The sequence below is a fragment of the Streptomyces sp. NPDC026575 genome (assembly GCF_055567415.1).
This window is the reverse complement of the sequence record NZ_JBVHQM010000007.1, coordinates 137,298-160,151: the sequence shown is the minus strand read 5'-3', so window position 1 is coordinate 160,151 and position 22,854 is coordinate 137,298. Positions and strand designations below refer to the sequence as shown.

The following is a 22,854-nucleotide window of genomic DNA, read 5'->3' as shown; positions in this document are numbered from 1 at the left end:
GCACCGCACGTCGCGGCGGCGCTCCCCGGGCCGTGCCGCCGCATCCCGGGCCCGCGCCCGGGCCCGGCCCGGGACGCAATCACCATCAGGGGGAACAACGATGACGGCCGAGCTGGTCCGGGGGCAGAACCACCCGCTGGACCGCACACGGGTGGAGATCCGGATCACGGCGGGCGGCCCCGTCGTCGCCGGAGTGACGCTCGGCGACGAGCAGGGCAGGCTCCCGGGAGCCGAGGCGGTGGCCCACCCCGGCGCGCCCCGGCGCACCGGCATCGAGGTTCCCCGCCAGGCGGCCGCCGAGCACCGCATCGCGGTCGACCTCGACGCGCTGCCCGAGGCCGTCCACCGGGTCAGCGTGCTGCTGGCGCTGCCCACCGGCATCGGCGCGCTGACCACCTTCGGCGCCGCCGCCGCGCCGTCCGTGGCGGTCACCGGCCTCGACGGCACACACCTGGCCGACTACACCATCGCCGGCCTGGGGGCCGAGTCCGCCGTCGTCGCCGTGGAGCTGTACCGCAGGCAGGGCGCCTGGAAGGTGCGCGCGGTAGGCCAGGGATACGCCGACGGCCTCACCGCGATGCTGCGCGACCAGGGGCTCGCACAGGCGGCGGAGCTCGCCGCACAGATCGAGCAGGCGGTCAGCCTGGGGCACGCCCGCGCGGTGCCGGCCCCCGCGCCGGCCGCGGCGAGCCGGTCCGAGCGGCCGGAGCGCTCCGCGGCGGGTCCGGCGGCCGCGCCCACCGCCCGGCGGCCCGCCCCCGCGCCCCCGACGGCGGCCGACGGCCTGGCGGCATCCGGGCCCGGCGCGGCGGGGGCCGGCCCCACCGGAGCGGGTTCCGCGGCCGCGCCCAAGGCCGCCGGGTCCCCGGCGTCCCACGGCCCCGTCGACTACCGGCACCCCGCGCGCCGCAGTACCCCCGCACCCAGCGGCCCGGCCCCGGCCACCCCCGCCGCTCCCGACGGCCCCCCGCGCCCCGTCGCCGGTGACGCCGCCGGATGGAGCATGGAGGAGCGGCTCTACAACCAGGTCTGGGGCATGTTCGAGGACCTGGCCCGTTCGGTCGCGGCGTACCGCAGCGCGTCCGACTTCGCCGAGTCCCGCCTGGAGCAGGAGCTCGACAAGGCCCTCGCCGACCCGCGCAACCGCCTCGGTACGGCCGCCGACGTCGCCCGTGCCACCGCCCGCGACAAGCACGCCACCCTGGTCACCCAGGCCCGGGCCGCCCTGGACCGCGACCTCGGGCAGCTCGCGGCCGAGTCGGAGGTGGTGGAACCGGCCCTGCCGCCCGCCTTCGCCCGCTGGGACAACCCCGTATGGCAGGGCTATCACGTCCCACTGGAGCGCCCGATGGCGCTGCGCCTGGGCGATCTGCACCTTCCGGAGGTCCTGGACCTGCGCATCCCCATGCTCGTACGGCTCCCCCTGGAGCGCGGTCTGTGGATCGACAGCGGGCCCGACGCATACGACCGCGGCGGTTCCCTCCCCGAGCGCGAGTACGGCCGGCGGGAGCTGGGCAGCGCGCTGACGGACGGGCCGCCGGACGAGGCCGAGCTGCGCCGGCTCGCCACGGAGACCGCCGTGGCCATCGCCGCCCGGTTGCTGGCGGTCCACCCCGTCGGCGAGTTCGCGGTCCAGGTCATCGACCCGGGCGGCACGGCGGCCCCGGCGCTGGCACCGCTCCTGGAGTCCGGTGTGCTCGCCCCTCCGATGCCAGGTGCCAAGGGGGTGGCCGCGGTCCTGGAGGGGCTGACCCGGCGGGTCGACCTCGTCCAGATGGCCGTGCGCAGTCGCGCCGCGGACGCGCTGCCGCCGGATCTCGACACCGCCGAGCAGCTGCTGATCGTGCACGACTTCCCGCACGGCTTCGACGACCGCGCCCTGACCCAGCTCCGCTATCTGGCCGACGAGGGCCCCGCGGTCGGGGTGCATCTGATGATGGTCGCCGACCGCGCCCAGGCCCGGGAGTACGGCCCGGTCCTGGACCCGCTGTGGCGCTCGCTGCTGCGGATCACGCCGGTGCCCGACGCGCACCTCGCCGACCCTTGGGTCGGCCATGCCTGGACGTATGAGCCGCCGCTGGCCCCGAGGGGCAGCCAGGTGGTGCGCCAGGTGCTCGACCGGCTCGCCCAGGCCCGCCGCGCCGGACGCGGCTGATCCGGACGGCCCTCCCGTGCGTCCGCCCGCCCCCCAGCGAACGGACGCCTGCCCAACACCACGTCCAACCCCCTGACCAGCGACTTTACCTATCTCTTTACTATTACTTGGCCTTCCTTTACCCTTCTTGGTGCGGAGGGGAGTATTCCCATCACGACGTACCCGTCATCACGGATTTGCGAGTGTGACGAGATCCCGGGGCGTCGGCCCCGTTCCCTCAGGTGGAACGGGGCGGAAGAGACCTCCGGCAGCGACGACGCTGTGAGTGCCGTACGACTCTGCCGGAGGAGCAGTGGACGTTTCCCTGAACCTGTGGGTGCTGACCATCCTTGGTCTCTGTGCCCTGATAGCCGCCGATTTCTTCATCGGTGGACGCAAACCGCATGAGGTCTCCCTCAAGGAGGCTGGAATCTGGACCGCCGTCTGGATCGCGCTCGCCGCGCTGTTCGGCCTCGGACTGCTGCTCTTCGGCGGCACCGCGCCGGCCGGTGAGTTCTTCGCGGGCTTCATCACCGAGAAGTCCCTGAGCGTCGACAACCTCTTCGTCTTCGTGTTGATCATGGCGAAGTTCGCGGTCCCCGCGGTCTACCAGCAGCGCGTGCTGATGGTCGGTGTGCTGATCGCGCTGGTGCTGCGGGCCGGCTTCATCGGCGCCGGCGCCGCGATCATCGCCAACTTCTCCTGGGTCTTCTACCTCTTCGGCGCGTTCCTCATCTGGACCGCCTGGAAGCTCATCAAGGAGGCCCGTGCCGAGGACGAGGACGAGGAGTTCGAGGAGAACCGCTTCCTGAAGCTGGTCGAGAAGCGCTTCCCGTCGACCGACAAGTACCACGGCACCAAGCTGTTCATCGTCGAGAACGGCAAGCGGCTGATGACGCCGATGCTGATCGTCATGCTGGCGATCGGCACCACCGACGTCCTGTTCGCCCTGGACTCCATCCCCGCGATCTTCGGCCTCACCCAGGACCCGTACATCGTCTTCACCGCCAACGCCTTCGCCCTGATGGGCCTGCGGCAGCTGTACTTCCTGATCGGCGGGCTGCTGAAGAAGCTGGTCCACCTCTCCTACGGCCTGTCGATCATCCTGGGCTTCATCGGCGTGAAGCTGGTGCTGCACGCACTGCACGAGTCCGGGGTGGCCGTGCCGGAGATCAGCATTCCGGTCTCCCTGGGCGTCATCTGCGCCGTGCTCGTCGTCACCACGATCACCAGCCTGCGCGCCTCGAAGAAGCAGGCGGCGGCCGAGGCCGACAAGGCGGCCGCCGGCAAGGAGCCCGTCGACGCCTGAGGCTCGACGTCCCAGGCGCACCACCGACGGCGCCCGGCCCCGCTCCCGAACGGAGTGGGGCCGGGCGCCGTCGCGCCATCAGTCCTTCGCTACCAGCCCCGCTTGCGCCACTCCGCCAGATGCGGTCGCTCCGCGCCGAGCGTGGTGTCGTTGCCGTGCCCCGGATAGACCCAGGTCTCATCGGGGAGTTCGCCGAAGAGCTTGCTCTCCACACCGTCGATCAGGCTGGCGAAGTGCTCGGGATTGCCCCAGGTGTTGCCCACGCCCCCGGGGAACAGGCAGTCGCCGGTGAACAGATGGGGCGCGCCGTGCGGGTCGTCGTAGACCAGCGCGATGCTGCCGGGGGTGTGGCCGACCAGATGGCGCGCGGTCAGCGTGACGCGCCCGACGGTGATCGTGTCGCCGTCGTCGACCAGGACGTCCGTGGGCACGGGGATGCCCTCGGCGTCGTACCGGCCCGCGTAGGTGCGCGCACCCGTCGCGTCGACCACCTCGCGCAGCGCGCCCCAATGGTCGCCGTGCCGGTGTGTGGTGACGACGGACGCGATGCCGCTGTCGCCGATCAGCGCGAGAAGGGTGTGCGGATCGGCGGCCGCGTCGATCAGCAGCTGCTCGTCGGTCGCACGGCACCGCAGCACATAGGCGTTGTTGTCCATCCGGCCGACCGCGACCTTCGAGATCATCAGGTCGGACAGTTCGTGCACGTCGGCCGCTCCGCCGACCTTCACTGCTCCGCTATAGCCCATGAGTCCACTCTAGAGCGGGGGTACGACAGGCAGGTCGGAGCCGTGGCTGTCGAGCGCGGAGCCGTCGCCGCGTCCGGTGAGCCAGCCCACCAGCGCCGTCGCGGAGCCCGAGACCACCACGGACGCGGCCTCGGTGCCCGGGGCGGCCGCCGTGCGGCCGGTGCGCCAGCGGCGGCCGTCGTCGGTGCGCAGCTCCAGGGCCGGCAGATCCCGGTGGCCGGCGAACTTGATCGTGGCGAGGAAGGCGAGGTAGCCGTCGACGAAGCCCGTCGGCAGCTGGTCGAGGGTGTGGCCGACACCGAGATCGAGGTGGTGCAGCTCCACCTCGGCGAGCCGGCGCAGCGGCAGCCGGTCGGCCCGTTCGACGACGCCGTTGCGCATCTCGACCTCGTAGGACCGGCGCTCCTCCGGCAGCCCGTCCACGGCGGCGTCGAACCGCTCGGCGCTCTCCTTGAGGTCCTCCAGGTGCGCCGCCAGCGGGCGGTCGGCGTCCCGCTCGATGTCGGCGTCCCGGGCCCGGGCGCTCGCGTACATCGGCGCGGGGACGTCCGTACGCGCCCAGGTGAGGAGGTTGACCAGCGCGTCCGCGTTGCGTGCCAGATGGGCCAGGACATGGCCGCGGGTCCAGTCGGGGAGCAGCGACGGCTCGCCGATCGCCGTGTCGTCGAGCTTGCTCACCGAGACCAGCAGCCGTTCGGTGGCCTCGCGTACGGCGGCCACGTCGTGCGGGAAGTCAGGCGGGGTGACGGTCATGGTCCGACGCTAGCGCCACGAAGGCGAGTTCGGGAGTCGTCCGCGCCGTTCGGGGGCGTACGCGGGCGGGGTGGGCGGCGCGTGGCGGCCCGGGGGCCGATGGGACGCCGCCCGCGGTGTCTCCCGGTGGTCAGGCCGACGCTTCGGGGGTTCCGAACCACCGGCGGAGCGCGGCGCCCAGGTCGTCCGGGGCGGTGGCCGAGTCCGGGATGTCCGCCGCCCAGGCGGTGCAGCCGTCCGGCCGTACCAGGAGGCCGGCCAGGTCGGGCCGCCCCGGGCAGGCGGTGGTCAGCACCCGCAAACGGGAGTCGTACCCGGCGGCGCGCTTGCGCAGCCCCTCGTCGTCGGCGAGGTCGAGCAACAGCCCCTGCCCGCCGCGCAGATGGTCCGCGAGCCGGCTGCCGTCGGCCAGCTCCAGGTCGGGGGCGCTGCGGCCGGTCAGCGGGTGATCGCCCGGCAGGTCGTAGCGATGCTGGACACCGGAGATCTTCTTGGCGAAGAAGGTGGTGGCGGCGACGGTTCCGGTCAGCTCGGTGAGCACCGTGCGCAGCGCCCGGGCGTGCGACTCCGGCCGCATCAGCGCCACTTGGGCCCGGGTCCACTCCAGCACCCAGGCGCCTATCGGGTGCCGCTCGGCCGTGTAGGTGTCGAGCAGCCCCTCAGGCGCCCAGCCGTGCACCGTGGCGGCCAGCTTCCAGCCCAGGTTCATCGCGTCGCCGATGCCGAGGTTCAGCCCCTGGCCGCCGAAGGGCGAGTGCACATGCGCCGCGTCGCCGGCCAGCAGCACCCGCCCCGCCCGGTAGTCGGGCACCTGGCGGGCGTTGTCCGTGAAGCGGGTCGCCGAGAGCACCTTGTGGATCTCGACGTCCTCGACACCGGAGACGTTCCGCAGGGATGCCTGCAACTCCTCGGCGGTAACGGGCGCTTCGCGGTCCGCGGGCGGTCCGTCGAACTCCACGGTGAGGATCCGGCCGGGAATCGGGCCGTGCGCGTAGGTGCCGGTCCCGGTCCAGTTCCAGCCGGCCCCCAGCTTCTCGGATCCGGACATCTCCACGATGGCCTGATGGCCGGTGATCTCGGGGTCCGTCCCCGGGAACGGGAAGCCGGCGAGCCGGCGAACCGTACTGCGCCCGCCGTCGCACCCCACCAGCCAACCGGTCTGCAGCGACCCGTGGGAGGTGTGGACGCGCACGCCGTCCTCGTCGGCGTCGAAACCGCTCAGCGTCACCCCGCGGCGCAGGTCGACGCCCAGTTCGGCGGCGCGGTCGGCGAGCAGCCGCTCCAGGGACTCCTGGGGGACGAGGCCGACCTCGGAGGCCGGTCCGGGGGCCTCGAAGTCCGGGTCGGACTCGTCCAGCAGATCGCCGCGCAGCATGATGCCGGCGAAGTGCCCGGCGAACTTCGGAGGCCGTTGCACCCCGGACGCGCCCGCGGCCTGCCGCTGCCGCAGGAACGAGCTGAACTTCTCGACGGCGGCGCGCTGCACCTCCGCCAGGTCGGGCAGCAATCCGCGCCGGTAGAAGGCCTCCGCGCTGGGGGAGTTGATCGCCCCCGCCTTGATCGTCGTGTCCACCTCGGTCAGCCGCTCCAGGACGACGACCCGGACATCGGCCAGTGCCAGTTCGCAGGCGAGCATCAGCCCCACCGGGCCGCCCCCTGCCACCACTACGTCTGCGTCATGGTTCATGGGCGAGAGTGTAGCCACTAAAAGTTTTTTGCGACTACAAAATTTTCGAAGGGGCGGCCTAGGATTCCGGGCATGGTGGATGAGCAGCGGCGCGACGGCGCGGGGACGGCAGGTGGCGGATGGATCGCCGGCCAGGAAGCGGAGACCGGCTTCGGCGAGGAGGACGGCCGGCTGACGCTGCGCGAGCGCAAGAAGCTGCGCACCCGGCAGCGGATCTCCGGCGAGGCGACGCTGCTGTTCATCCGGCGCGGCTTCGACAACGTCACCGTCGCCGAGGTGGCCCGCGCCGCCGAGGTGTCCACGATGACCGTCTTCAACTACTTCCCGCGGAAGGAGGACCTCTTCCTCGACCGGATCCCCGAGGCGCTGGAGCTGCTCACCCGTGCCGTCCGGGAGCGCGGCGCGGGCGAGTCGCCGCTGGCCGCGCTGCGCCGGCTGACGTCGGAGCTGGTGGAGCAGCGCCATCCGCTGGGCGGAGTGGGGGAGGGGTTCGAGCACTTCTGGCGTACGGTGCTGGACTCGCCGGCGCTGCGCGCGCGGGGCCGCGAGGCGGTCGAGGAGCTGGAGGACGCGCTCGCCGGGCTGCTCGCCGAGGCCGCGGGCGGTGACGCCGCGCGGCCGGGCCATGGCTCCCGGCTGGCCGCGGCGCTGATCGTCGCGGGGATCCGCGTGGCGTACGCCGAGGCCGCCGGCCGGCAGCTGCGCGGTGACCCGGCGGACGAGGTGGCCGTTGAGCAGGTCGAGGTGCTGCGGCGGACGTTCGATGCGCTGGAGCGGGCGCTGCCCGGAGACCGCTGAACCGCCGGGGTGGCGGGGTTTGCGCAGCGTACGGGCGTGCGGCGGGGCGGGAAGGATGTGGGGCCGCCACACGTTTGGGTGAAGAGGGCTTGCGAACCCCGTAAATCGAATGCGCGTGCTATAGGCTCGTGTGTGGCATCCCAAAGACAGTGCCGTGGCGGGCCCCATACCCTGGGGCGGGGCTCCGCTCCGCTTCGCTTCGCCGCCTCTGCTCATTCACCGAGCGGCGGACGCAGAGCCGCGGCTCCCGCCCCCTCCAAGAAAGGTGCCGACCGGCGTGGCCGACCGTCTCATCGTCCGTGGCGCTCGCGAGCACAATCTCAAGAACGTCTCGCTCGACCTCCCCCGCGATTCCCTCATCGTCTTCACGGGGCTGTCAGGGTCGGGCAAGTCCTCGCTCGCCTTCGACACGATCTTCGCCGAGGGGCAGCGGCGCTATGTCGAGTCGCTCTCCTCCTACGCCCGGCAGTTCCTCGGGCAGATGGACAAGCCCGATGTGGACTTCATCGAGGGCCTGTCCCCCGCGGTGTCGATCGACCAGAAGTCGACCTCGCGCAACCCGCGCTCGACCGTCGGCACGATCACCGAGGTCTACGACTACCTCCGCCTGCTGTTCGCCCGCATCGGCAAGCCGCACTGCCCCGAGTGCGCGCGCCCCATCGCCCGGCAGTCGCCGCAGGCGATCGTCGACAAGGTCCTGGAGCTGCCCGAGGGCAGCCGCTTCCAGGTGCTCTCCCCCCTGGTGCGGGAGCGCAAGGGCGAGTTCGTCGATCTCTTCTCCGACCTCCAGACCAAGGGCTACAGCCGGGCGCGGGTCGACGGTGAGACGATCCAGCTCTCCGAGCCGCCCAAGCTGAAGAAGCAGGAGAAGCACACCATCGAGGTGGTCGTCGACCGCCTCACGGTCAAGGAGAGCGCCAAGCGGCGGCTGACCGACTCCGTTGAGACCGCCCTCGGGCTCTCCGGCGGCATGGTCATCCTCGACTTCGTGGATCTGGAGCCGGACGACCCGCAGCGCGAGCGGATGTATTCGGAGCATCTGTACTGCGCCTACGACGATCTGTCCTTCGAGGAGCTGGAGCCCCGCTCCTTCTCCTTCAACTCGCCCTTCGGCGCCTGCCCGGACTGCACCGGTATCGGTACGCGCATGGAGGTCGACCCCGAGCTGATCGTCCCCGACGAGGACCGCTCCCTCGACGAGGGCGCCCTCCACCCCTGGTCGCACGGCCACACCAAGGACTACTTCGGCCGCCTCGTCGGCGCGCTGGCCGATGCCCTCGGCTTCCGTACGGACATCCCCTGGGCCGGGCTGCCGGCCCGCGCCAAGAAAGCCCTGCTGCACGGCCACAAGACCCAGATCGAGGTGCGCTACCGCAATCGGTACGGCCGCGAGCGGGCCTACACCACCCCCTTCGAGGGCGCCGTGCCGTTCGTCAAGCGGCGGCACTCCGAAGCGGAGAGCGACAGCAGCCGCGAGCGCTTCGAGGGCTATATGCGCGAGGTGCACTGCCCGACCTGTGAGGGCACCCGGCTCAAGCCGATCGTGCTCGCCGTGACGGTCCAGGAGAAGTCGATCGCCGAGGTCGCGGCCATGTCGATCAGCGACTGCGCCGACTTCCTGCGGGACATGAAGCTCGACGCCCGCGAGAAGAAGATCGCCGAGCGGGTCCTCAAGGAGGTCAACGAACGGCTGAAGTTCCTGGTCGACGTCGGCCTGGACTACCTCTCGCTGAACCGCGCGGCCGGCACCCTCTCCGGCGGTGAGGCCCAGCGCATCCGCCTCGCCACCCAGATCGGCTCCGGCCTGGTGGGCGTGCTCTACGTCCTGGACGAGCCGTCGATCGGCCTGCACCAGCGCGACAACCACCGGCTGATCGAAACGCTGGTGCGGCTGCGCGACATGGGCAACACCCTGATCGTCGTCGAGCACGACGAGGACACCATCAAGGTCGCCGACTGGGTCGTGGACATCGGCCCCGGTGCCGGTGAGCACGGCGGCAAGGTCGTGCACAGCGGCCCGATGAAGCAGCTGCTGGCCAACAAGGAGTCGATCACCGGGCAGTATCTGTCCGGCAAGAAGGCCATCGCGACACCGGACATCCGGCGGCCCGCCGACCCCAAGCGGCAGCTGACGGTCCACGGCGCGAAGGAGAACAACCTCCGCGACATCGACGTCTCCTTCCCGCTCGGGGTGTTCTCCGCCGTCACCGGCGTCTCCGGCTCCGGCAAGTCGACGCTGGTCAACGACATCCTCTACACCCACCTCGCGCGCGAGCTGAACGGCGCCAAGTCCGTCCCGGGACGGCACACCCGGGTCGCCGGCGACGATCTGGTGGACAAGGTCGTGCATGTCGACCAGTCGCCGATCGGCCGCACCCCGCGGTCGAACCCGGCCACGTACACCGGTGTCTTCGACCACGTCCGCAAGCTCTTCGCGGAGACGATGGAGGCCAAGGTCCGCGGCTATCTGCCGGGGCGCTTCTCCTTCAACGTCAAGGGCGGCCGCTGCGAGAACTGCTCCGGCGACGGCACGATCAAGATCGAGATGAACTTCCTGCCGGATGTGTACGTGCCGTGCGAGGTCTGCCACGGCGCGCGCTACAACCGCGAGACGCTGGAGGTCCACTACAAGGGCAAGTCCATCGCCGAGGTGCTGGACATGCCCATCGAGGAGGCGCTGAGCTTCTTCGAGGCGGTGCCGACCATCGCCCGGCATCTCAAGACGCTCAACGAGGTCGGCCTCGGCTACGTCCGGCTCGGCCAGTCCGCGCCGACGCTCTCCGGTGGTGAGGCCCAGCGGGTCAAGCTGGCCAGCGAACTCCAGAAGCGCTCGACGGGCAGCACGGTCTATGTCCTGGACGAGCCGACCACCGGTCTGCACTTCGACGACATCAGCAAGCTGATCAAGGTGCTGTCCGGGCTGGTCGAAAAGGGCAACACCGTGATCGTCATCGAGCACAACCTCGATGTGATCAAGACGGCGGACTGGGTCATCGACATGGGGCCCGAGGGCGGCAACGGCGGCGGAATGGTCGTCGCCGAGGGCACGCCGGAGGAGATCGCGTCGATCCCGGCCAGCCACACCGGCAAGTTCCTGCGGGAGATCCTCGGCGACCGCGTCAGCGACGCCGCGCCGGTGCCGGCGCAGGCGAAGAAGCCGGCCGCCAAGAAGACCGCGGCGAAGAAGACCACGGCCAGGAAGACGACGGCGCGGGCCGGCCGAAGCTCCTGACGCCGAGGGGACGTTCCGGCCGGGCCGTCACCGCTCCCGTACCAAGGGCGCGGTGGCGGCCCGCCGCCGTCAGCACACCACCCGGCCGATCCGAGGCGCGCTACGCCGCCGACCTCATGGCGAACGACCGGTCCCCGGTGTTCCTACGCCGCCAACTCCGTGGCGAACGGCGGTTCCGCGCCCGCGCGTGAGCAGGTGATGGCGGCCGCGCGGGCGGCGAAGCGCAGGGTGTCCTGCCAGGCGTCGGCGCCCAGCGCGGCGACTGCCTCGTACGAGAGGGCGCCATGGGCGTCCAGGCGGTGCAGCAGCGCCGCATTGACCGTGTCGCCGGCGCCGATGGTGTCGACGACGGTCACCCGCTCGCCCGGCACGGTCAGCTCACCGCCGTCCCGCGTCAGCACCGTCAGCCCCGCACCGCCACGAGTGACCACGATCGCCGCCGGCCCGGCGCCCAGCCACTCCCGGGCGGCAGCGCCGACCGCGTCCCAGCCCCCACCGGTGTCCGTCCCGGCCAGCCACAGCGCGTCCTCCTCCGACAGCTTCAGCAGCGCCAGATCCGGGAGCCAGGAGCGGAAGCGGGCCCGATAGGCGTCCGGGTCGGGGATCAGACCGGGCCGGATATTGGGGTCGAGCGCGGTGAAGACCCCACGCCGCGCCTCCCGGCGCAGCAGCGACTCATATGCGCTCGCGCCCGGTTCCAGGACCAGCGAGCAGGTGCCCAGCGACACCGCACGGACCGTGTCGGGCAGCGCCGGCGGCAGGGCGAAGAGCCGGTCGGCGGTGCCGTCGGCGTAGAAGCCGTAGCCGGCCGACCCGTCCGGGCTGATGTCCGCCACGGCGAGCGTGGTCGGCTCACCGCCGCGCTGCACCAGCGAGGTGTCCACCCCGGCGTCGTGCAGCCCGTGCAGCAGCGCCTCGCCGAAGGTGTCGGTGGAGACCCGGGAGCAGAAGGCGGCGGGCGAGCCCAGCCGCCCCAACGCGACGGCGGTGTTGTACGGCCCGCCGCCGCGCCGCGGCAGCAGCGTCGGCAACCGGCCGTCCAGAGGCAACCGGCCGTCCGGAGAGGGGTCCTGCGGGCTGGGGACGAGGTCGATCAGCGCCTCGCCGGCGACGACGATCACGAGGTGCGGTTCCTTTCCAGGGCGGTCGGGGGTGCGGCCGGGGCGGGTTCGGCGCAGCCGCACGACGTACGGTGCACCCACGCGCAGGGGAGACGAAGGGTGCGCGCCGGACGGTCCGGATCCTCCAGGCGCTCCAGCAGCAGCCGGACCGCCGCGGCCCCGATGTCCTTGCCGGGCTGGGCGATCGCGGTCAGCCGGGGCGTGAACAGGTCCGCCCACGAGAAGTCGTCGAAGCAGGCCAGCGCGATGTCCCGGGGCACTTCCAGGCCCAGTGCGCCCAGCGCCCGGAGCGCGCCGATCGTCATCGCGTTGTTGGCGGTGATGATCGCGGTGGGCGGCTGCGGTGCGGCGAGCAGCCGGCGGGTGGCGTCCTGGGCGCCGTCCGCCTCGGAGTTGCCGCCGGCGAGGAGCTCGGGCGCGAAGGGCAGGCCGCGGGCGCGCAGCCCCTCGCGGTAGCCCTGCACCCGCTCGGTCGTCGTGCTCAGTCCGGGCAGCCCGGCCACCAGGCCGATCCGGGTGTGCCCCAAGTCGGCCAGGTGCTCGACCAGTTGGCGCACCGGACCGGTGCTCTCGGCGCAGACCTGGTCGTACTCGTCACCGACCAGCCGGTCCAGGAAGACGGTGGGGACTCCGCGCCGGGCCAGATAGCCGACCGTCTCCGCGGGCTCCGCGGACGGCGCGACGATCATGCCGTCCACCCGCCGCTCGTGCAGCAGCTGGACGACCTTGCGCTCATGGCGCGGGTCGTCGTGCGGATCGGCGAGCAGCAGGCTGTAGCCGGCCTCCAGCGCACCGGCCTCGACGCCCTGGAGGATCTCGGTGAAGTACGGATTGCTGATCGCGGAGACCGCGAGGCCGATCGAGCGGGTGCGGGAGGTCACCAGTGAGCGGGCCAGGGTGTTGTGGGTGTAGCCGAGTTCCTCGATGGCGCCGAGCACCGCGGCCCGGGTGTCCGGGCGCACCGGCCGGGTCTCGTTGAGCACATGCGAGACCGTGGCGACGGAGACCCCCGCCCGCCGCGCCACATCCACCATCGTCGTCATCCGGCTGCTTCCTCCCCGCGTGCGGGGCGCCTCGGCGGCGCCCACGGCCGCTCCTGCACGGCCCGGCCCGCGAGTCGACCACATTACGCGTATCCGCCAGCACACGTAAACGCTTACGCAAGCGTTTACGTGTGGGCGTCGTCTTCTGTACGGTCCGGGCATCGCCACCCGCACGACGTCGTGCGGAGGCGCCTTCATGCGCGCTCTCGTGGTCACCGCACCGGGCAATCCGGGCAGCGCCGCGGTTTCCGAACTGTCCGCCCCCCACCCGGAGCCCGACGAGGTGGTCGTGCGCGTCACGTCCTGCGGGCTGTGCGGCACCGACATGCACCTGCTCGGCGGCGAGCTGCCCGCCGCGTCCTGCCCGCTGATCCCCGGGCAGGAGCTGACCGGGGAGATCGTGGCCGTCGGCGCGGCGGTGGCGGACCGGGCGGTCGGCGACCGGGTGGCGGTCGACCCCAACATGCCGTGCGGTGCCTGCCGCTACTGCCGGATCGGCCGCGGCAACCTCTGCGAGGACTGCGCCGCGATCGGCGTCACCCGCGCCGGCGGTTTCGCGGAGCTGGTCGCCGTACCGCGTCCACCACCACGAGATCGACATCATCGGCTCGATGGCGGTGCACCACAGCTTCCAGCCCACCATCGACCTGCTCGCCGCCGGCCTCGACCTCGACGCGCTGGTCGGCGACGTCCACGGCCCGGACGGGTTCGACGAGGCGGTCGCCCGCTTCCGGGCCGGCACCGGCCGCAAGATCCACCTCGCCCCGCAGCAGGGCCGACCCCGTGCCCGCACGCCTCAAGAACGCGCTGATCTGGGTCTTCGGAGCCCTGGGCGGCATCCTGTGGGGCTATGGCACCGGGGTCATCTCCGGCGCCATGCTCTTCATCAGGAACGACATCGCCCTCACCCCGCTCCTGGAGGGGCTGGTCTCCCCGCGGCTGCGGCCGGTGCGGCGGACCTGCTGCTGGGCAGGGCGGACCGCCGCGGAGGCGCGCAGAGCGCCCCGGTATCGTCGGAGGCCGGCGCCACCCACTGATCAGGAGCTACGACATGACCGCGTCCCCCGACCGCCGGACCGTGCTGCGCGGGGCTGCGCTCGTGGGCGCGGCCTGCTTCGGTGCCGCCGCCTGTGCTTCGGGGGAGCAGAAGTCGAACCGTCCGGCCTCGGACGCGCCCATCGAGCTGGGCCCGGCCTCGGAGGTGCCGGTCGGCGGCGCCAAGATCTACGGCGACCAGCGGCTGCTGGTCTCGCAGCCCGCCAAGGGCGAGTTCAAGTGCTTCAGCACCGTGTGCACGCACATGGGCGCGATCCTGAACAAGATCGAGAAGGAGCAGGGCGTCTGCCCGCTGCACGGCAGCCGCTTCCAGGTCGCCACCGGCGAGGTCGCCCAGGGCCCGGCGACCCGCCCGCTGGAGGAGGTCCCGGTCCGGGTCAAGGGTGGCAAGCTGATCGCGGGCTGAGGCGGCCGCGGAGCGCCGCCCCGCAACCTCCCGGTCCCGGCGGCCGGCACCCGATCCCCATCCCGCCCGGGCCATCGCAGCCGATGCTGCCTCTATCCCCCATCCCACCCGATACTGGCTCTATCCCCCATCCCACCCGATACTGGCTCTATCCCCAATCCCACCCGATGCCCAGTATCCCGGGCCGCACCCCCTGCTCCACGAGGTGCACGGCGCGGTGCCGGCCGCTGAGGGTCAGCTCCTGCCGGGCGCTGCGCGGGGCGCCCGCCGACGCCTGGGTGAAGCGGCGGCAGCGCACCGGCAGCGCCGCCTCGTCGAAGCGCACCTGAAGGACGTACTGGCCGCCGGCGAAGCTGAAGCCGCGCAGGTACTCGGTGCTCGGTCCGCCGCTGCCGTCCTCGAAGGCGTAGCCGAAGACATGGGTGTCACCGGCCCGCAGCCGGGTGTCGAAGAGCAGCTCGGCGACCACCACACCGGCCGCGTCGTCGCCCCGCACCCGGCCCAGCCGGCAGTTCTCCCCGGGGTGCACCCGCACCCGGGCCGGCTCGCAGCCGGATTCGCCCCGATGGATGGCGATATAGCGGTCCACGCCGTCCCGGTGGGCGCGCACCACCTGCAGCGACTCCCGCTCGATCAGTTGGCGTTCGGGCCCGATGCGGACCCGCTCGTGATGCCCCACGGTGTGCAGCCCGCCGTCCGCGGGGGTCTCCAGCTCGGTGAAGAGCCGCTGCAGCGCGTCGGCGGGCACCACCAGCGAGCGGTACGAGCGGGCGGCCGGCCGCTCGGCCTCCGGGCGGTGCCCGCCCTCCGGGACCAGCAGCCGGTGCAGCGAGTACGCGGGCAGGTCGAGGACCTCCTCCAGCGCGCGCACCGCCCGTAGCGATTCGGGGCGCTGCGGCCGCCGGGCGCCCTGCTGCCAGTAGCTCAGGCTGGTCACCCCGATGGTGACACCGCGCTGGGCGAGCTTGTGCTGGACGCGGGTGAGGGCGAGACCCCGGGCGGTGAGCGCGGAGCGCAGTGCGAGATGGAAGGGGCCGGTCCGCAGCAGCTGCGCCAGCTCCGCCGACTGGGGGGTGTCCTGTGCCATTGCCTCAATCCTCCGGCGCGCAGGTGAACGTTCACAACCGGATCGCGCGCCGCGTGCTCTTCCTGCCTGTTCACTGCAGTACGCCGGGCATCGGCCGTTCACATCCGGGCCCGTCCGTCCACACCCCCATGTCACCTCGCATTGAAGCGTGTTGACCTGCCTGCGACAACACCCGATGCTCCTCGCAAGCATCCGGATGCGCTCCTCTCCCCCTCACCCCCCAGTCGGGAGGAACGCCATGACCCGTGCACCCCACGCACGCAGTCCCCACCGCAGATGGCTGTCGGCGGCGGCGCTCACGGCCGCCGTACTGACCGCGCTCCCCGGGGCCACCGCCACCGCGGCCACGCCCCTAGCGCCCTCTGCGCGCACCGCCACCGCATCACACCGCGCCACTGCCACCGCCTCCACCACTTCCCCGCACGCCACCGCACCCCGCGCCGCCAACCGCCTCAACATCTCCATGCAGGCCCAGGAGCGGTCCAACTGGTGCTGGGCGGCCTCCGGCAACACCATCGCGACCTGGTACGGCAGGAACTACAGCCAGAACGAGTTCTGCAACGCCGCGTTCAACCGCCAGCAGGGCAGCACATGCCCCAACAACCAGGCGACCCTCGGCAATGTGCAGACCGCGTTCGACGCGATGGGGATCAACTCCGGCTCATATGTGTCGGGGTGGCTCCGCTACGGCACCGTCCAGAGCGAGATCAACGCCAACCGGCCCGTCGAGACCCGCATCCAGTGGTCCTCCGGAGGCGGCCATATGCACGTCGTCTACGGCTACGACACCGACCGCAACTGGATCTACTGGGGTGACCCCTGGGGCTCCAACGACCGCTACAACTGGGGCGACTTTGACTACTACGTGAACGGCAGCTCCTTCTCCTGGACGCACTCCCTCTACCGGATAGGAGCCTGAGGCCATGACGCAGCGCACCGCCGTCCGCGCCGTCGCCACCGGCGCCCTCGCCACCGCCCTCATGGGCCTCGCCCCGCACGCCGCGCTGGCCGCCCCCGTGCCCGGACCCCAGGCGCCGGCCCGGGCGAGCGTCACCGCCGCCCGCCAAGCGGCCACCTCCGACGCGACCCTGGACACCCTCGCCCGCTTCTTCGCCGCCGAGGGCAGGCGCGGGGGCGCCCCCGCGGCCGCCCCCGGCGCCACGAAGGCCGCCCCGCACATCGAGGGCGCCACCGTGCCCGTCTACGTCCTGTCACCGGACTTCGTCCGAGGCAGCGGCAAGGCCCCCGTCGCCCGCCTGGAGTTCCTCGCCAGCAAGGCCGTCGCCGCCGACGGCCGCACCGCGTCCGTGTGGACCGTGCGCCGGGGCGGTGTCTGGAAGGTCGTCAACATCGCCAGCGGTGACGACGAGGCCCGCTACACCGCGGCCGGGGCCGCCCGGGACCGGGCCGGCACCGTCTTCCACGAGCCGCAGATCGACGCCTGGTACGTGCAGCGCGGCGACCGCATCGAGCCGCTGGACGCGGAGGCCCGTAAGGCCGTCGGCGCGGCCGGCACCACCGTGGCGGCCTACCAGAAGCGGGTGGCCAAGGCGTACGGGGACAAGCTCCCGGGCTCCGCGTACGACAAGCGGGGCGAGGCCGGCGGCTACGGAGAGGCCGCCCCCGGCGCCGGGGCGCCCGCGGCCGGGGCGCCCCTCGCGCAGAAGCCGGCGGACAAGGGGCACGCGGCCGCCGCCCAGAAGCCCGCCGAGGCCGGCGCGCTCACGGACGACGCCCTGCCGGTGACCGCCGCGACGACGGTGGCGGCCCTCGCCGCCGCGCTCGCCCTCGGGCTGTCCGCCACGGTGGCGCTGCGCAGGCGGCGCGGCGACTGACCCGGCCCGCCGGCGAGCCGGCCCGGCCGGTCGGCGGCCGGGCGCGGTGAGCGACACGTCGGCTCCGGTGCGGCGGCCGACGTGGCTTGTGCCCCGCCCCCTCCCCCCTCCCCCATAGGGGAGGGGGCGGGGGAGGGTTCGGGGGTGGGGGAGGCGACGACCACGGCCGAATTCCACCGCCCCGCCAGGCCGGACTCCGCCCCCCACCACAGCCGATTTCGTCCCCCACCACGGCCGGACTCCGCCCCACCACGGCCGGACTCCGCCCCACCACGGCCGGACTCCGCCCCGTCAGGGCCGGACTCCGCCTCCCGCCAAGGCCCTTGACGCCCCCATCGATCCGCTTCCCCCTGCCCTCCCCGCCGCACCCCACACCCTGCCCCGGCTCCTCCCGGCCCCTCCCGCCCCCGCCCCGTCGGGCGCTCTCGCCGCGCCGCAGCTGCCGCAGCCCGCAGGGCCCGCGGCCCCCGCGGCGCCGTCCCGCGGCTGCCCGGGAGCGAACGGGAGCGATCCGGAAACCGTGATTGTCGGTGGCGGTCAGTAGGGTGGTGTTCATGGCAGACCCCAGCAGCTACCGACCCAAGCCGGGACAGATCCCCGACTCGCCGGGGGTCTATAAGTTCCGCGACGAGCACGGCCGGGTCATCTACGTGGGCAAGGCCAAGAGCCTGCGCCAGCGCCTGGCCAACTACTTCCAGGACCTGGCCGGCCTCCATCCGCGTACGCGCACGATGGTGACCACCGCCGCCTCCGTGGAGTGGACCGTCGTCTCCACCGAGGTCGAGGCGCTCCAGCTCGAATACAGCTGGATCAAGGAGTTCGACCCCCGCTTCAACGTCAAGTACCGCGACGACAAGAGCTATCCGTATCTCGCGGTCACCCTCAACGAGGAGTTCCCGCGCGCCCAGGTCATGCGCGGCGCCAAGAAGAAGGGCGTGCGCTATTTCGGCCCGTACGCCCATGCCTGGGCCATCCGCGAGACCGTCGACCTGATGCTCCGCGTCTTCCCGGTGCGCACGTGCTCCGCCGGTGTCTTCAAGCGCTCCGCGCAGATCGGCCGCCCCTGCCTGCTCGGCTACATCGGCAAGTGCTCGGCTCCCTGTGTCGGCCGGATCTCCCCCGGGGAGCACCGCGAACTGGCCGAGGAGTTCTGCGACTTCATGGCGGGCCGCACCGGCGCGTACATCCGCCGGCTGGAGCAGCAGATGCAGGACGCCGCCGAGGAGATGGAGTACGAGCGCGCCGCCCGGCTGCGGGATGACATAGGCGCGCTCAAGCGGGCCATGGAGAAGAGCGCCGTGGTGCTCGCCGACGCCACCGACGCCGATCTGATCGCCGTCGCCGAGGACGAGCTGGAAGCCGCCGTCCAGATCTTCCACGTCCGCGGCGGACGGGTGCGCGGACAGCGCGGCTGGGTCACCGACAAGGTCGAGGCCGTCACCACCGGTGACCTCGTCGAGCACGCCCTCCAGCAGCTCTACGGCGAGGAGCGGGGCGACGCCGTCCCCAAGGAGGTCCTGGTACCGGCGCTCCCCGAGCCCGTCGAGCCGGTCGCGCAGTGGCTCACCCAGCGCCGCGGCTCCCAGGTCTCGCTGCGCATCCCGCAGCGCGGCGACAAGAAGGACCTGATGGCCACGGTCGGCCGCAACGCCCAGCAGGCGCTCGCCCTGCACAAGACCAAGCGGGCCTCCGACCTGACGACCCGCTCCCGGGCCCTGGAGGAGATCGCCGAGGCGCTCGGCCTGGATTCGGTGCCGCTGCGCATCGAGTGCTTCGACATCTCCCACCTCCAGGGCGACGACGTCGTCGCCTCGATGGTGGTGTTCGAGGACGGTCTCGCCCGCAAGAGCGAATACCGCCGCTTCCAGATCAAGGGGTTCCAGGGCCAGGACGATGTCCGGTCCATGCACGAGGTCGTCGGCCGCCGCTTCAAGCGCTACCTCCAGGAGAAGCAGAAGTCGGGGGAGTGGATACAGGAGCCGGACGGCGACGCCCCGGTGGAGGGCGAGGGCCAGGTGGACGCGGACCGCACCGCCGGCGGCCCCGTCGACGACGATGGCCGCCCCAAGCGGTTCGCCTACCCTCCCCAGCTGGTGGTCGTCGACGGCGGCGCCCCCCAGGTCGCGGCCGCCCGCCGGGCCCTGGACGAGCTGGGCGTCGACGATGTCGCCGTCTGCGGTCTGGCCAAGCGCCTGGAGGAGGTCTGGCTGCCCGAGGACGACGATCCGGTGGTGCTGCCGCGCAGCAGCGAGGGCCTCTACCTCCTCCAGCGCGTCCGCGACGAGGCGCACCGCTTCGCCATCGCCTACCAGCGCAGCAAGCGCACCAAGCGGCTGAAGTCCTCGCCGCTCGACACCGTCGCGGGCCTGGGCGACACCCGCCGCCAGGCGCTCCTCAAGCACTTCGGTTCGCTGAAGAGGCTGCGGGCCGCGACGATCGACGAGATCTGCGAGGTCCCGGGCGTCGGGCGCAAGACCGCGGAGACGGTCGCCGCGGCGCTGGCCGGGGCGGCGCCGTCCGCCCCTGCGGTGAACACCGCCACAGGAGAGATCATTGAGGATGACGGGGTCCCACCGGCCGCGTTGTCGGCAGAACGGGGGCAGGAACGATGAGCACACCGCACGAAGAGCAAACCGAGAAAGACGGTGCACAGGTGAGTACGGGCACGGTCGGCGAGTCCGACCAGGGAGAGAGCGCCGCGATCCCCGAGTTGGTGATCATCTCCGGGATGTCCGGCGCCGGCCGCAGCACGGCAGCGAAGTGCCTGGAGGATCTGGGCTGGTTCGTCGTCGACAACATCCCGCCCGAGCTGATCGCGCCGATGGTGGAGCTGGGCGCCCGCTCGCAGGGCAACGTCGCCCGGATCGCGGTCGTCGTCGACGTCCGCGGCCGCCGCTTCTTCGCCAACCTCAAGGAGTCGCTGGCCACCCTCGACGCGCAGAACGTCAAGCGCCGCATCGTCTTTCTGGAGTCCTCCGACGAGGCCCTGGTGCGCCGCTTCGAGTCGGTGCGCCGCCCGCACCCCCTCCAGGGCGACGGCCGGATCGTCGACGGGATCGCCGCCGAGCGCGATCTGCTGCGCGAGCTGCGCGGCGACGCCGACCTGGTCATCGACACCTCCAGCCTCAACGTCCATGAGCTGCGCGCCAAGATGGACGCCCAGTTCGCCGGCGAGGAGGTCCCCGAGCTGCGCGCCACGGTGATGTCCTTCGGCTTCAAGTACGGCCTGCCGGTCGACGCCGACATGGTCATCGACTGCCGCTTCATCCCCAACCCGCACTGGGTCCCCGAGCTGCGCCCGTTCACCGGCCTGAACGACGAGGTCTCGAACTACGTGTTCAGCCAGCCCGGCTCCAAGGAGTTCCTGGACGGCTACGCCGAGCTGCTGCGGATCGTCGCCGAGGGCTACCGCCGGGAGGGCAAGCGCTATGTGACCATCGCCGTGGGCTGTACGGGCGGCAAGCACCGCAGCGTCGCGATGTCGGAGAAGCTGGCCCGCCGCCTGGTCTCCGAAGGGGTGGAAACCGTCGTCGTCCACCGGGACATGGGGCGCGAGTGAGCGGGCGCACACCACGGCTTCGCCGGGTCCGCAGATTCGTCCCCAGCGTCCGTACGACGAAGGGCGCCACCCCCAAGGTGGTGGCGCTCGGCGGCGGCATGGGCCTGTCCGCCTCGCTCACCGCGCTGCGTCGCATCACGGGCGATCTGACGGCCGTGGTCACGGTCGCCGACGACGGCGGCTCCAGCGGCCGGCTCCGCGACGAGCTGGGCGTGCTGCCGCCGGGCGATCTGCGCAAGGCGCTGGCCGCGCTCTGCGGGGACGACGACTGGGGCCAGACCTGGGCCCGGGTCATCCAGCACCGCTTCCAGAGCGAGGGCGAGCTGCACGACCACGCCGTCGGCAATCTGCTGATCGTCGCCCTGTGGGAGCAGCTCGGCGATCATGTCCAGGCGCTCGACCTGGTCGGCAAGCTGCTCGGCGCCCATGGCCGGGTACTGCCCATGTCGGCGGTGCCCCTGGAGCTCCAGGCCCAGGTCAGGGGCCACGACCCGGACCGCCCGGACGAGGTCTCCACGGTCCGGGGCCAGGCGACGGTGGCGCTCACCCGCGGTGAGGTGCAGTCGGTCCACGTGGTCCCCGAGGACCCGCCGGCCGTCCCCGAGGCGGTCGCCGCGGTGCGCGACGCCGACTGGGTGGTGCTCGGCCCCGGCTCGTGGTTCTCCTCGGTGATCCCCCATCTGCTGGTGCCGGAGCTGCTCCAGGCGCTCCAGGAGACCAAGGCCCGGAAGGTCCTCTCACTCAACCTCGCGCCGCAACCCGGCGAAACCGATGGCTTCTCCCCGCAGCGTCATTTGGAGGTTTTGGCCCGACACGCCCCTAAACTCGCCTTCGACGTGGTGCTGGCCGACAGGGCCGCCGTGCCCGACATCGAAGGTCTGACGGTTGCCGCCAAGCAGCTCGTCGGCAGCGAGGTCGAGCTGGCGGCGGTCGCGGCACAAGGAGACGACGCCCGGTCGCACGCCGGGGGAGCCCCCGACCGGCACGACCCGGAGCTGCTGGCAGCCGCGTACGACCGTATTTTTCGGATGCATGGAAGGATCGGCCCATGGCGATGACGGCTGCGGTGAAGGATGAGATCTCCCGGCTCCCCGTCACCCGGACCTGCTGCCGGAAGTCGGAGGTCTCGTCGATCCTGCGCTTCGCGGGGGGACTGCACCTGGTCAGCGGGCGCATTGTGATCGAGGCGGAGCTGGACACGGGCATCGCCGCCCGGCGGCTGCGCAAGGACATCCTGGAGATCTTCGGGCACAGCTCCGACCTGGTGGTGATGGCCCCCGGCGGCCTGCGGCGCGGCAGCCGCTATGTCGTACGGGTGGTGGCCGGCGGCGATCAGCTGGCCCGCCAGACCGGCCTGGTCGACGGCCGCGGCCGCCCCATCCGCGGGCTGCCCCCGCAGGTGGTCTCCGGCGCGACCTGCGACGCCGAGGCGGCCTGGCGCGGCGCCTTCCTCGCCCACGGCTCGCTCACCGAACCCGGCCGCTCCTCCTCGCTGGAGGTCACCTGCCCCGGGCCGGAGGCCGCACTGGCGCTGGTCGGTGCCGCCCGCCGGCTGGGCATCGGAGCCAAGGCCCGCGAGGTGCGGGGGGTGGATCGCGTCGTCGTCCGTGACGGTGATGCGATCGGCGCCCTGCTGACGCGGCTCGGCGCCCACGAGTCCGTGCTCGCGTGGGAGGAGCGGCGGATGCGCCGCGAGGTCCGCGCCACGGCCAACCGCCTCGCCAACTTCGACGACGCCAACCTCCGCCGCTCGGCGCGGGCCGCGGTCGCCGCGGGCGCCCGGGTCCAGCGGGCCCTGGAGATCCTCGGCGAGGAGGTCCCCGAGCACTTGGCGGCCGCCGGCCGGCTGCGCATGGAGCACAAGCAGGCCTCGCTGGAGGAGTTGGGCGCCCTCGCCGACCCGCCGTTGACGAAGGACGCCGTCGCCGGCCGGATCCGGCGCCTGTTGGCGATGGCCGACAAGCGCGCCCAGGACCTCGGCATCCCCGGCACCGAGTCCAACCTCACCGAGGAGCTCGCCGAGGGCATGGTCGGCTGAACGGAAGCCGCGTCCTTCGTCGTCACCCGCCCCCGGCGCCCGCACAGGGC

Annotated in this window: 18 protein-coding genes and 1 pseudogene; 12 read left to right on the top strand and 7 right to left on the bottom strand. The window is 72.4% G+C overall.

The features are described from left to right. Positions 1-100 precede the first annotated feature (100 nt). Positions 101-2,155 carry a TerD family protein gene (locus ACZ4NB_RS12235; protein ID WP_467660580.1) on the top strand — a complete coding sequence of 685 codons (2,055 nt, stop codon included), beginning with the start codon at positions 101-103 and terminating at the stop codon, positions 2,153-2,155. 292 nt (positions 2,156-2,447) lie between these two features. Further along, positions 2,448-3,443 carry a TerC family protein gene (locus ACZ4NB_RS12230; RefSeq protein WP_467660578.1) on the top strand — a complete coding sequence of 332 codons (996 nt, stop codon included), beginning with the start codon at positions 2,448-2,450 and terminating at the stop codon, positions 3,441-3,443. An 89-nt stretch (positions 3,444-3,532) separates the two neighbouring features. Here ACZ4NB_RS12230 and ACZ4NB_RS12225 read toward each other — a convergent pair whose 3' ends face one another. From ACZ4NB_RS12225 to ACZ4NB_RS12215, 3 genes are all read right to left on the bottom strand, one after another. Next, entirely contained in the window at positions 3,533-4,189 is a 657-nt protein-coding gene (locus tag ACZ4NB_RS12225; protein WP_393491978.1) for an MBL fold metallo-hydrolase, read from the bottom strand. Between the two features lie 9 nt (positions 4,190-4,198). Further along, positions 4,199-4,942 (bottom strand): maleylpyruvate isomerase family mycothiol-dependent enzyme, encoded by a 744-nt coding sequence (locus tag ACZ4NB_RS12220; RefSeq protein WP_467660576.1) that lies wholly within the window; start codon positions 4,940-4,942, stop codon positions 4,199-4,201. A gap of 130 nt (positions 4,943-5,072) precedes the next feature. Then, on the bottom strand, positions 5,073-6,629 hold the full coding sequence (locus tag ACZ4NB_RS12215) for an FAD-dependent monooxygenase (protein ID WP_467660574.1): 1,557 nt from the start codon (positions 6,627-6,629) through the stop codon (positions 5,073-5,075). Positions 6,630-6,701: 72 nt separating this feature from the next. Here ACZ4NB_RS12215 and ACZ4NB_RS12210 point away from each other — a divergent pair, with 72 nt between their 5' ends. Beyond that, on the top strand, positions 6,702-7,427 hold the full coding sequence (locus ACZ4NB_RS12210) for a TetR/AcrR family transcriptional regulator (protein ID WP_467660572.1): 726 nt from the start codon (positions 6,702-6,704) through the stop codon (positions 7,425-7,427). Between the two features lie 277 nt (positions 7,428-7,704). Beyond that, on the top strand, positions 7,705-10,659 hold the full coding sequence (gene uvrA / locus ACZ4NB_RS12205; protein ID WP_467660571.1) for an excinuclease ABC subunit UvrA: 2,955 nt from the start codon (positions 7,705-7,707) through the stop codon (positions 10,657-10,659). A 143-nt stretch (positions 10,660-10,802) separates the two neighbouring features. Here uvrA and ACZ4NB_RS12200 read toward each other — a convergent pair whose 3' ends face one another. Then, positions 10,803-11,780, bottom strand: coding sequence for a carbohydrate kinase family protein (locus ACZ4NB_RS12200; protein WP_467660570.1), 978 nt, complete (start codon positions 11,778-11,780; stop codon positions 10,803-10,805). Next, positions 11,777-12,823 (bottom strand): LacI family DNA-binding transcriptional regulator, encoded by a 1,047-nt coding sequence (locus ACZ4NB_RS12195; protein ID WP_467660568.1) that lies wholly within the window; start codon positions 12,821-12,823, stop codon positions 11,777-11,779. Before ACZ4NB_RS12195 ends, ACZ4NB_RS12200 begins: the two co-directional genes overlap by 4 nt. 196 nt (positions 12,824-13,019) lie before the next feature. On the opposite strand from ACZ4NB_RS12195, the pseudogene ACZ4NB_RS12190 reads away from it, so the two are divergent. Then, positions 13,020-13,340 (top strand): annotated as a pseudogene (locus ACZ4NB_RS12190) (alcohol dehydrogenase catalytic domain-containing protein); the annotation flags it as partial. Between the two features lie 19 nt (positions 13,341-13,359). On the opposite strand, the gene ACZ4NB_RS12185 reads toward ACZ4NB_RS12190, so the two are convergent. Continuing rightward, positions 13,360-13,662 carry a hypothetical protein gene (locus tag ACZ4NB_RS12185; protein ID WP_467660862.1) on the bottom strand — a complete coding sequence of 101 codons (303 nt, stop codon included), beginning with the start codon at positions 13,660-13,662 and terminating at the stop codon, positions 13,360-13,362. Positions 13,663-13,874: 212 nt separating this feature from the next. On the opposite strand from ACZ4NB_RS12185, the gene ACZ4NB_RS12180 reads away from it, so the two are divergent. Beyond that, on the top strand, positions 13,875-14,285 hold the full coding sequence (locus tag ACZ4NB_RS12180) for a Rieske (2Fe-2S) protein (protein WP_467660566.1): 411 nt from the start codon (positions 13,875-13,877) through the stop codon (positions 14,283-14,285). A gap of 148 nt (positions 14,286-14,433) precedes the next feature. Here the strand turns inward: ACZ4NB_RS12180 and ACZ4NB_RS12175 are convergent, their stop codons facing one another. After that, the gene (locus ACZ4NB_RS12175) at positions 14,434-15,372 is read right to left on the bottom strand and encodes a hypothetical protein (RefSeq protein WP_467660564.1); all 939 of its coding nucleotides are present in this window, start codon (positions 15,370-15,372) and stop codon (positions 14,434-14,436) included. A gap of 238 nt (positions 15,373-15,610) precedes the next feature. Between ACZ4NB_RS12175 and ACZ4NB_RS12170 the strand changes: the two genes are divergently transcribed. From ACZ4NB_RS12170 to whiA, 6 genes are all read left to right on the top strand, one after another. Further along, the gene (locus ACZ4NB_RS12170; RefSeq protein WP_467660562.1) at positions 15,611-16,291 is read left to right on the top strand and encodes a papain-like cysteine protease family protein; all 681 of its coding nucleotides are present in this window, start codon (positions 15,611-15,613) and stop codon (positions 16,289-16,291) included. 4 nt (positions 16,292-16,295) lie between these two features. Then, on the top strand, positions 16,296-17,207 hold the full coding sequence (locus tag ACZ4NB_RS12165) for a hypothetical protein (protein ID WP_467660561.1): 912 nt from the start codon (positions 16,296-16,298) through the stop codon (positions 17,205-17,207). Between the two features lie 554 nt (positions 17,208-17,761). Then, entirely contained in the window at positions 17,762-19,819 is a 2,058-nt protein-coding gene (uvrC, locus tag ACZ4NB_RS12160) for an excinuclease ABC subunit UvrC (protein WP_467660560.1), read from the top strand. Beyond that, on the top strand, positions 19,816-20,766 hold the full coding sequence (gene rapZ, locus ACZ4NB_RS12155; RefSeq protein ID WP_467660558.1) for an RNase adapter RapZ: 951 nt from the start codon (positions 19,816-19,818) through the stop codon (positions 20,764-20,766). Before uvrC ends, rapZ begins: the two co-directional genes overlap by 4 nt. Next, positions 20,763-21,824 (top strand): gluconeogenesis factor YvcK family protein, encoded by a 1,062-nt coding sequence (locus ACZ4NB_RS12150; RefSeq protein ID WP_467660556.1) that lies wholly within the window; start codon positions 20,763-20,765, stop codon positions 21,822-21,824. Before rapZ ends, ACZ4NB_RS12150 begins: the two co-directional genes overlap by 4 nt. After that, positions 21,815-22,804: a DNA-binding protein WhiA gene (gene whiA, locus ACZ4NB_RS12145; protein WP_018091880.1), complete on the top strand. Its 990-nt coding sequence runs from the start codon at positions 21,815-21,817 to the stop codon at positions 22,802-22,804. Before ACZ4NB_RS12150 ends, whiA begins: the two co-directional genes overlap by 10 nt. Positions 22,805-22,854 lie beyond the last annotated feature (50 nt).

What these genes read in the sequence shown, in the direction of transcription:
- rapZ (WP_467660558.1), top strand. Translation starts at nt 19,816, where the DNA reads ATGAGCACACCGCACGAAGAGCAAACCGAGAAAGACGGTGCACAGGTG.
- ACZ4NB_RS12235 (WP_467660580.1), top strand. Translation starts at nt 101, where the DNA reads ATGACGGCCGAGCTGGTCCGGGGGCAGAACCACCCGCTGGACCGCACA.
- ACZ4NB_RS12180 (WP_467660566.1), top strand. Translation starts at nt 13,875, where the DNA reads ATGACCGCGTCCCCCGACCGCCGGACCGTGCTGCGCGGGGCTGCGCTC.
- ACZ4NB_RS12165 (WP_467660561.1), top strand. Translation starts at nt 16,296, where the DNA reads ATGACGCAGCGCACCGCCGTCCGCGCCGTCGCCACCGGCGCCCTCGCC.
- ACZ4NB_RS12220 (WP_467660576.1), bottom strand. Translation starts at nt 4,942, where the DNA reads ATGACCGTCACCCCGCCTGACTTCCCGCACGACGTGGCCGCCGTACGC.
- whiA (WP_018091880.1), top strand. Translation starts at nt 21,815, where the DNA reads ATGGCGATGACGGCTGCGGTGAAGGATGAGATCTCCCGGCTCCCCGTC.
- ACZ4NB_RS12170 (WP_467660562.1), top strand. Translation starts at nt 15,611, where the DNA reads ATGACCCGTGCACCCCACGCACGCAGTCCCCACCGCAGATGGCTGTCG.
- ACZ4NB_RS12215 (WP_467660574.1), bottom strand. Translation starts at nt 6,629, where the DNA reads ATGAACCATGACGCAGACGTAGTGGTGGCAGGGGGCGGCCCGGTGGGG.
- ACZ4NB_RS12175 (WP_467660564.1), bottom strand. Translation starts at nt 15,372, where the DNA reads ATGGCACAGGACACCCCCCAGTCGGCGGAGCTGGCGCAGCTGCTGCGG.
- ACZ4NB_RS12195 (WP_467660568.1), bottom strand. Translation starts at nt 12,823, where the DNA reads ATGACGACGATGGTGGATGTGGCGCGGCGGGCGGGGGTCTCCGTCGCC.
- ACZ4NB_RS12185 (WP_467660862.1), bottom strand. Translation starts at nt 13,662, where the DNA reads ATGCCGCCCAGGGCTCCGAAGACCCAGATCAGCGCGTTCTTGAGGCGT.
- ACZ4NB_RS12225 (WP_393491978.1), bottom strand. Translation starts at nt 4,189, where the DNA reads ATGGGCTATAGCGGAGCAGTGAAGGTCGGCGGAGCGGCCGACGTGCAC.
- uvrC (WP_467660560.1), top strand. Translation starts at nt 17,762, where the DNA reads ATGGCAGACCCCAGCAGCTACCGACCCAAGCCGGGACAGATCCCCGAC.
- ACZ4NB_RS12210 (WP_467660572.1), top strand. Translation starts at nt 6,702, where the DNA reads ATGGTGGATGAGCAGCGGCGCGACGGCGCGGGGACGGCAGGTGGCGGA.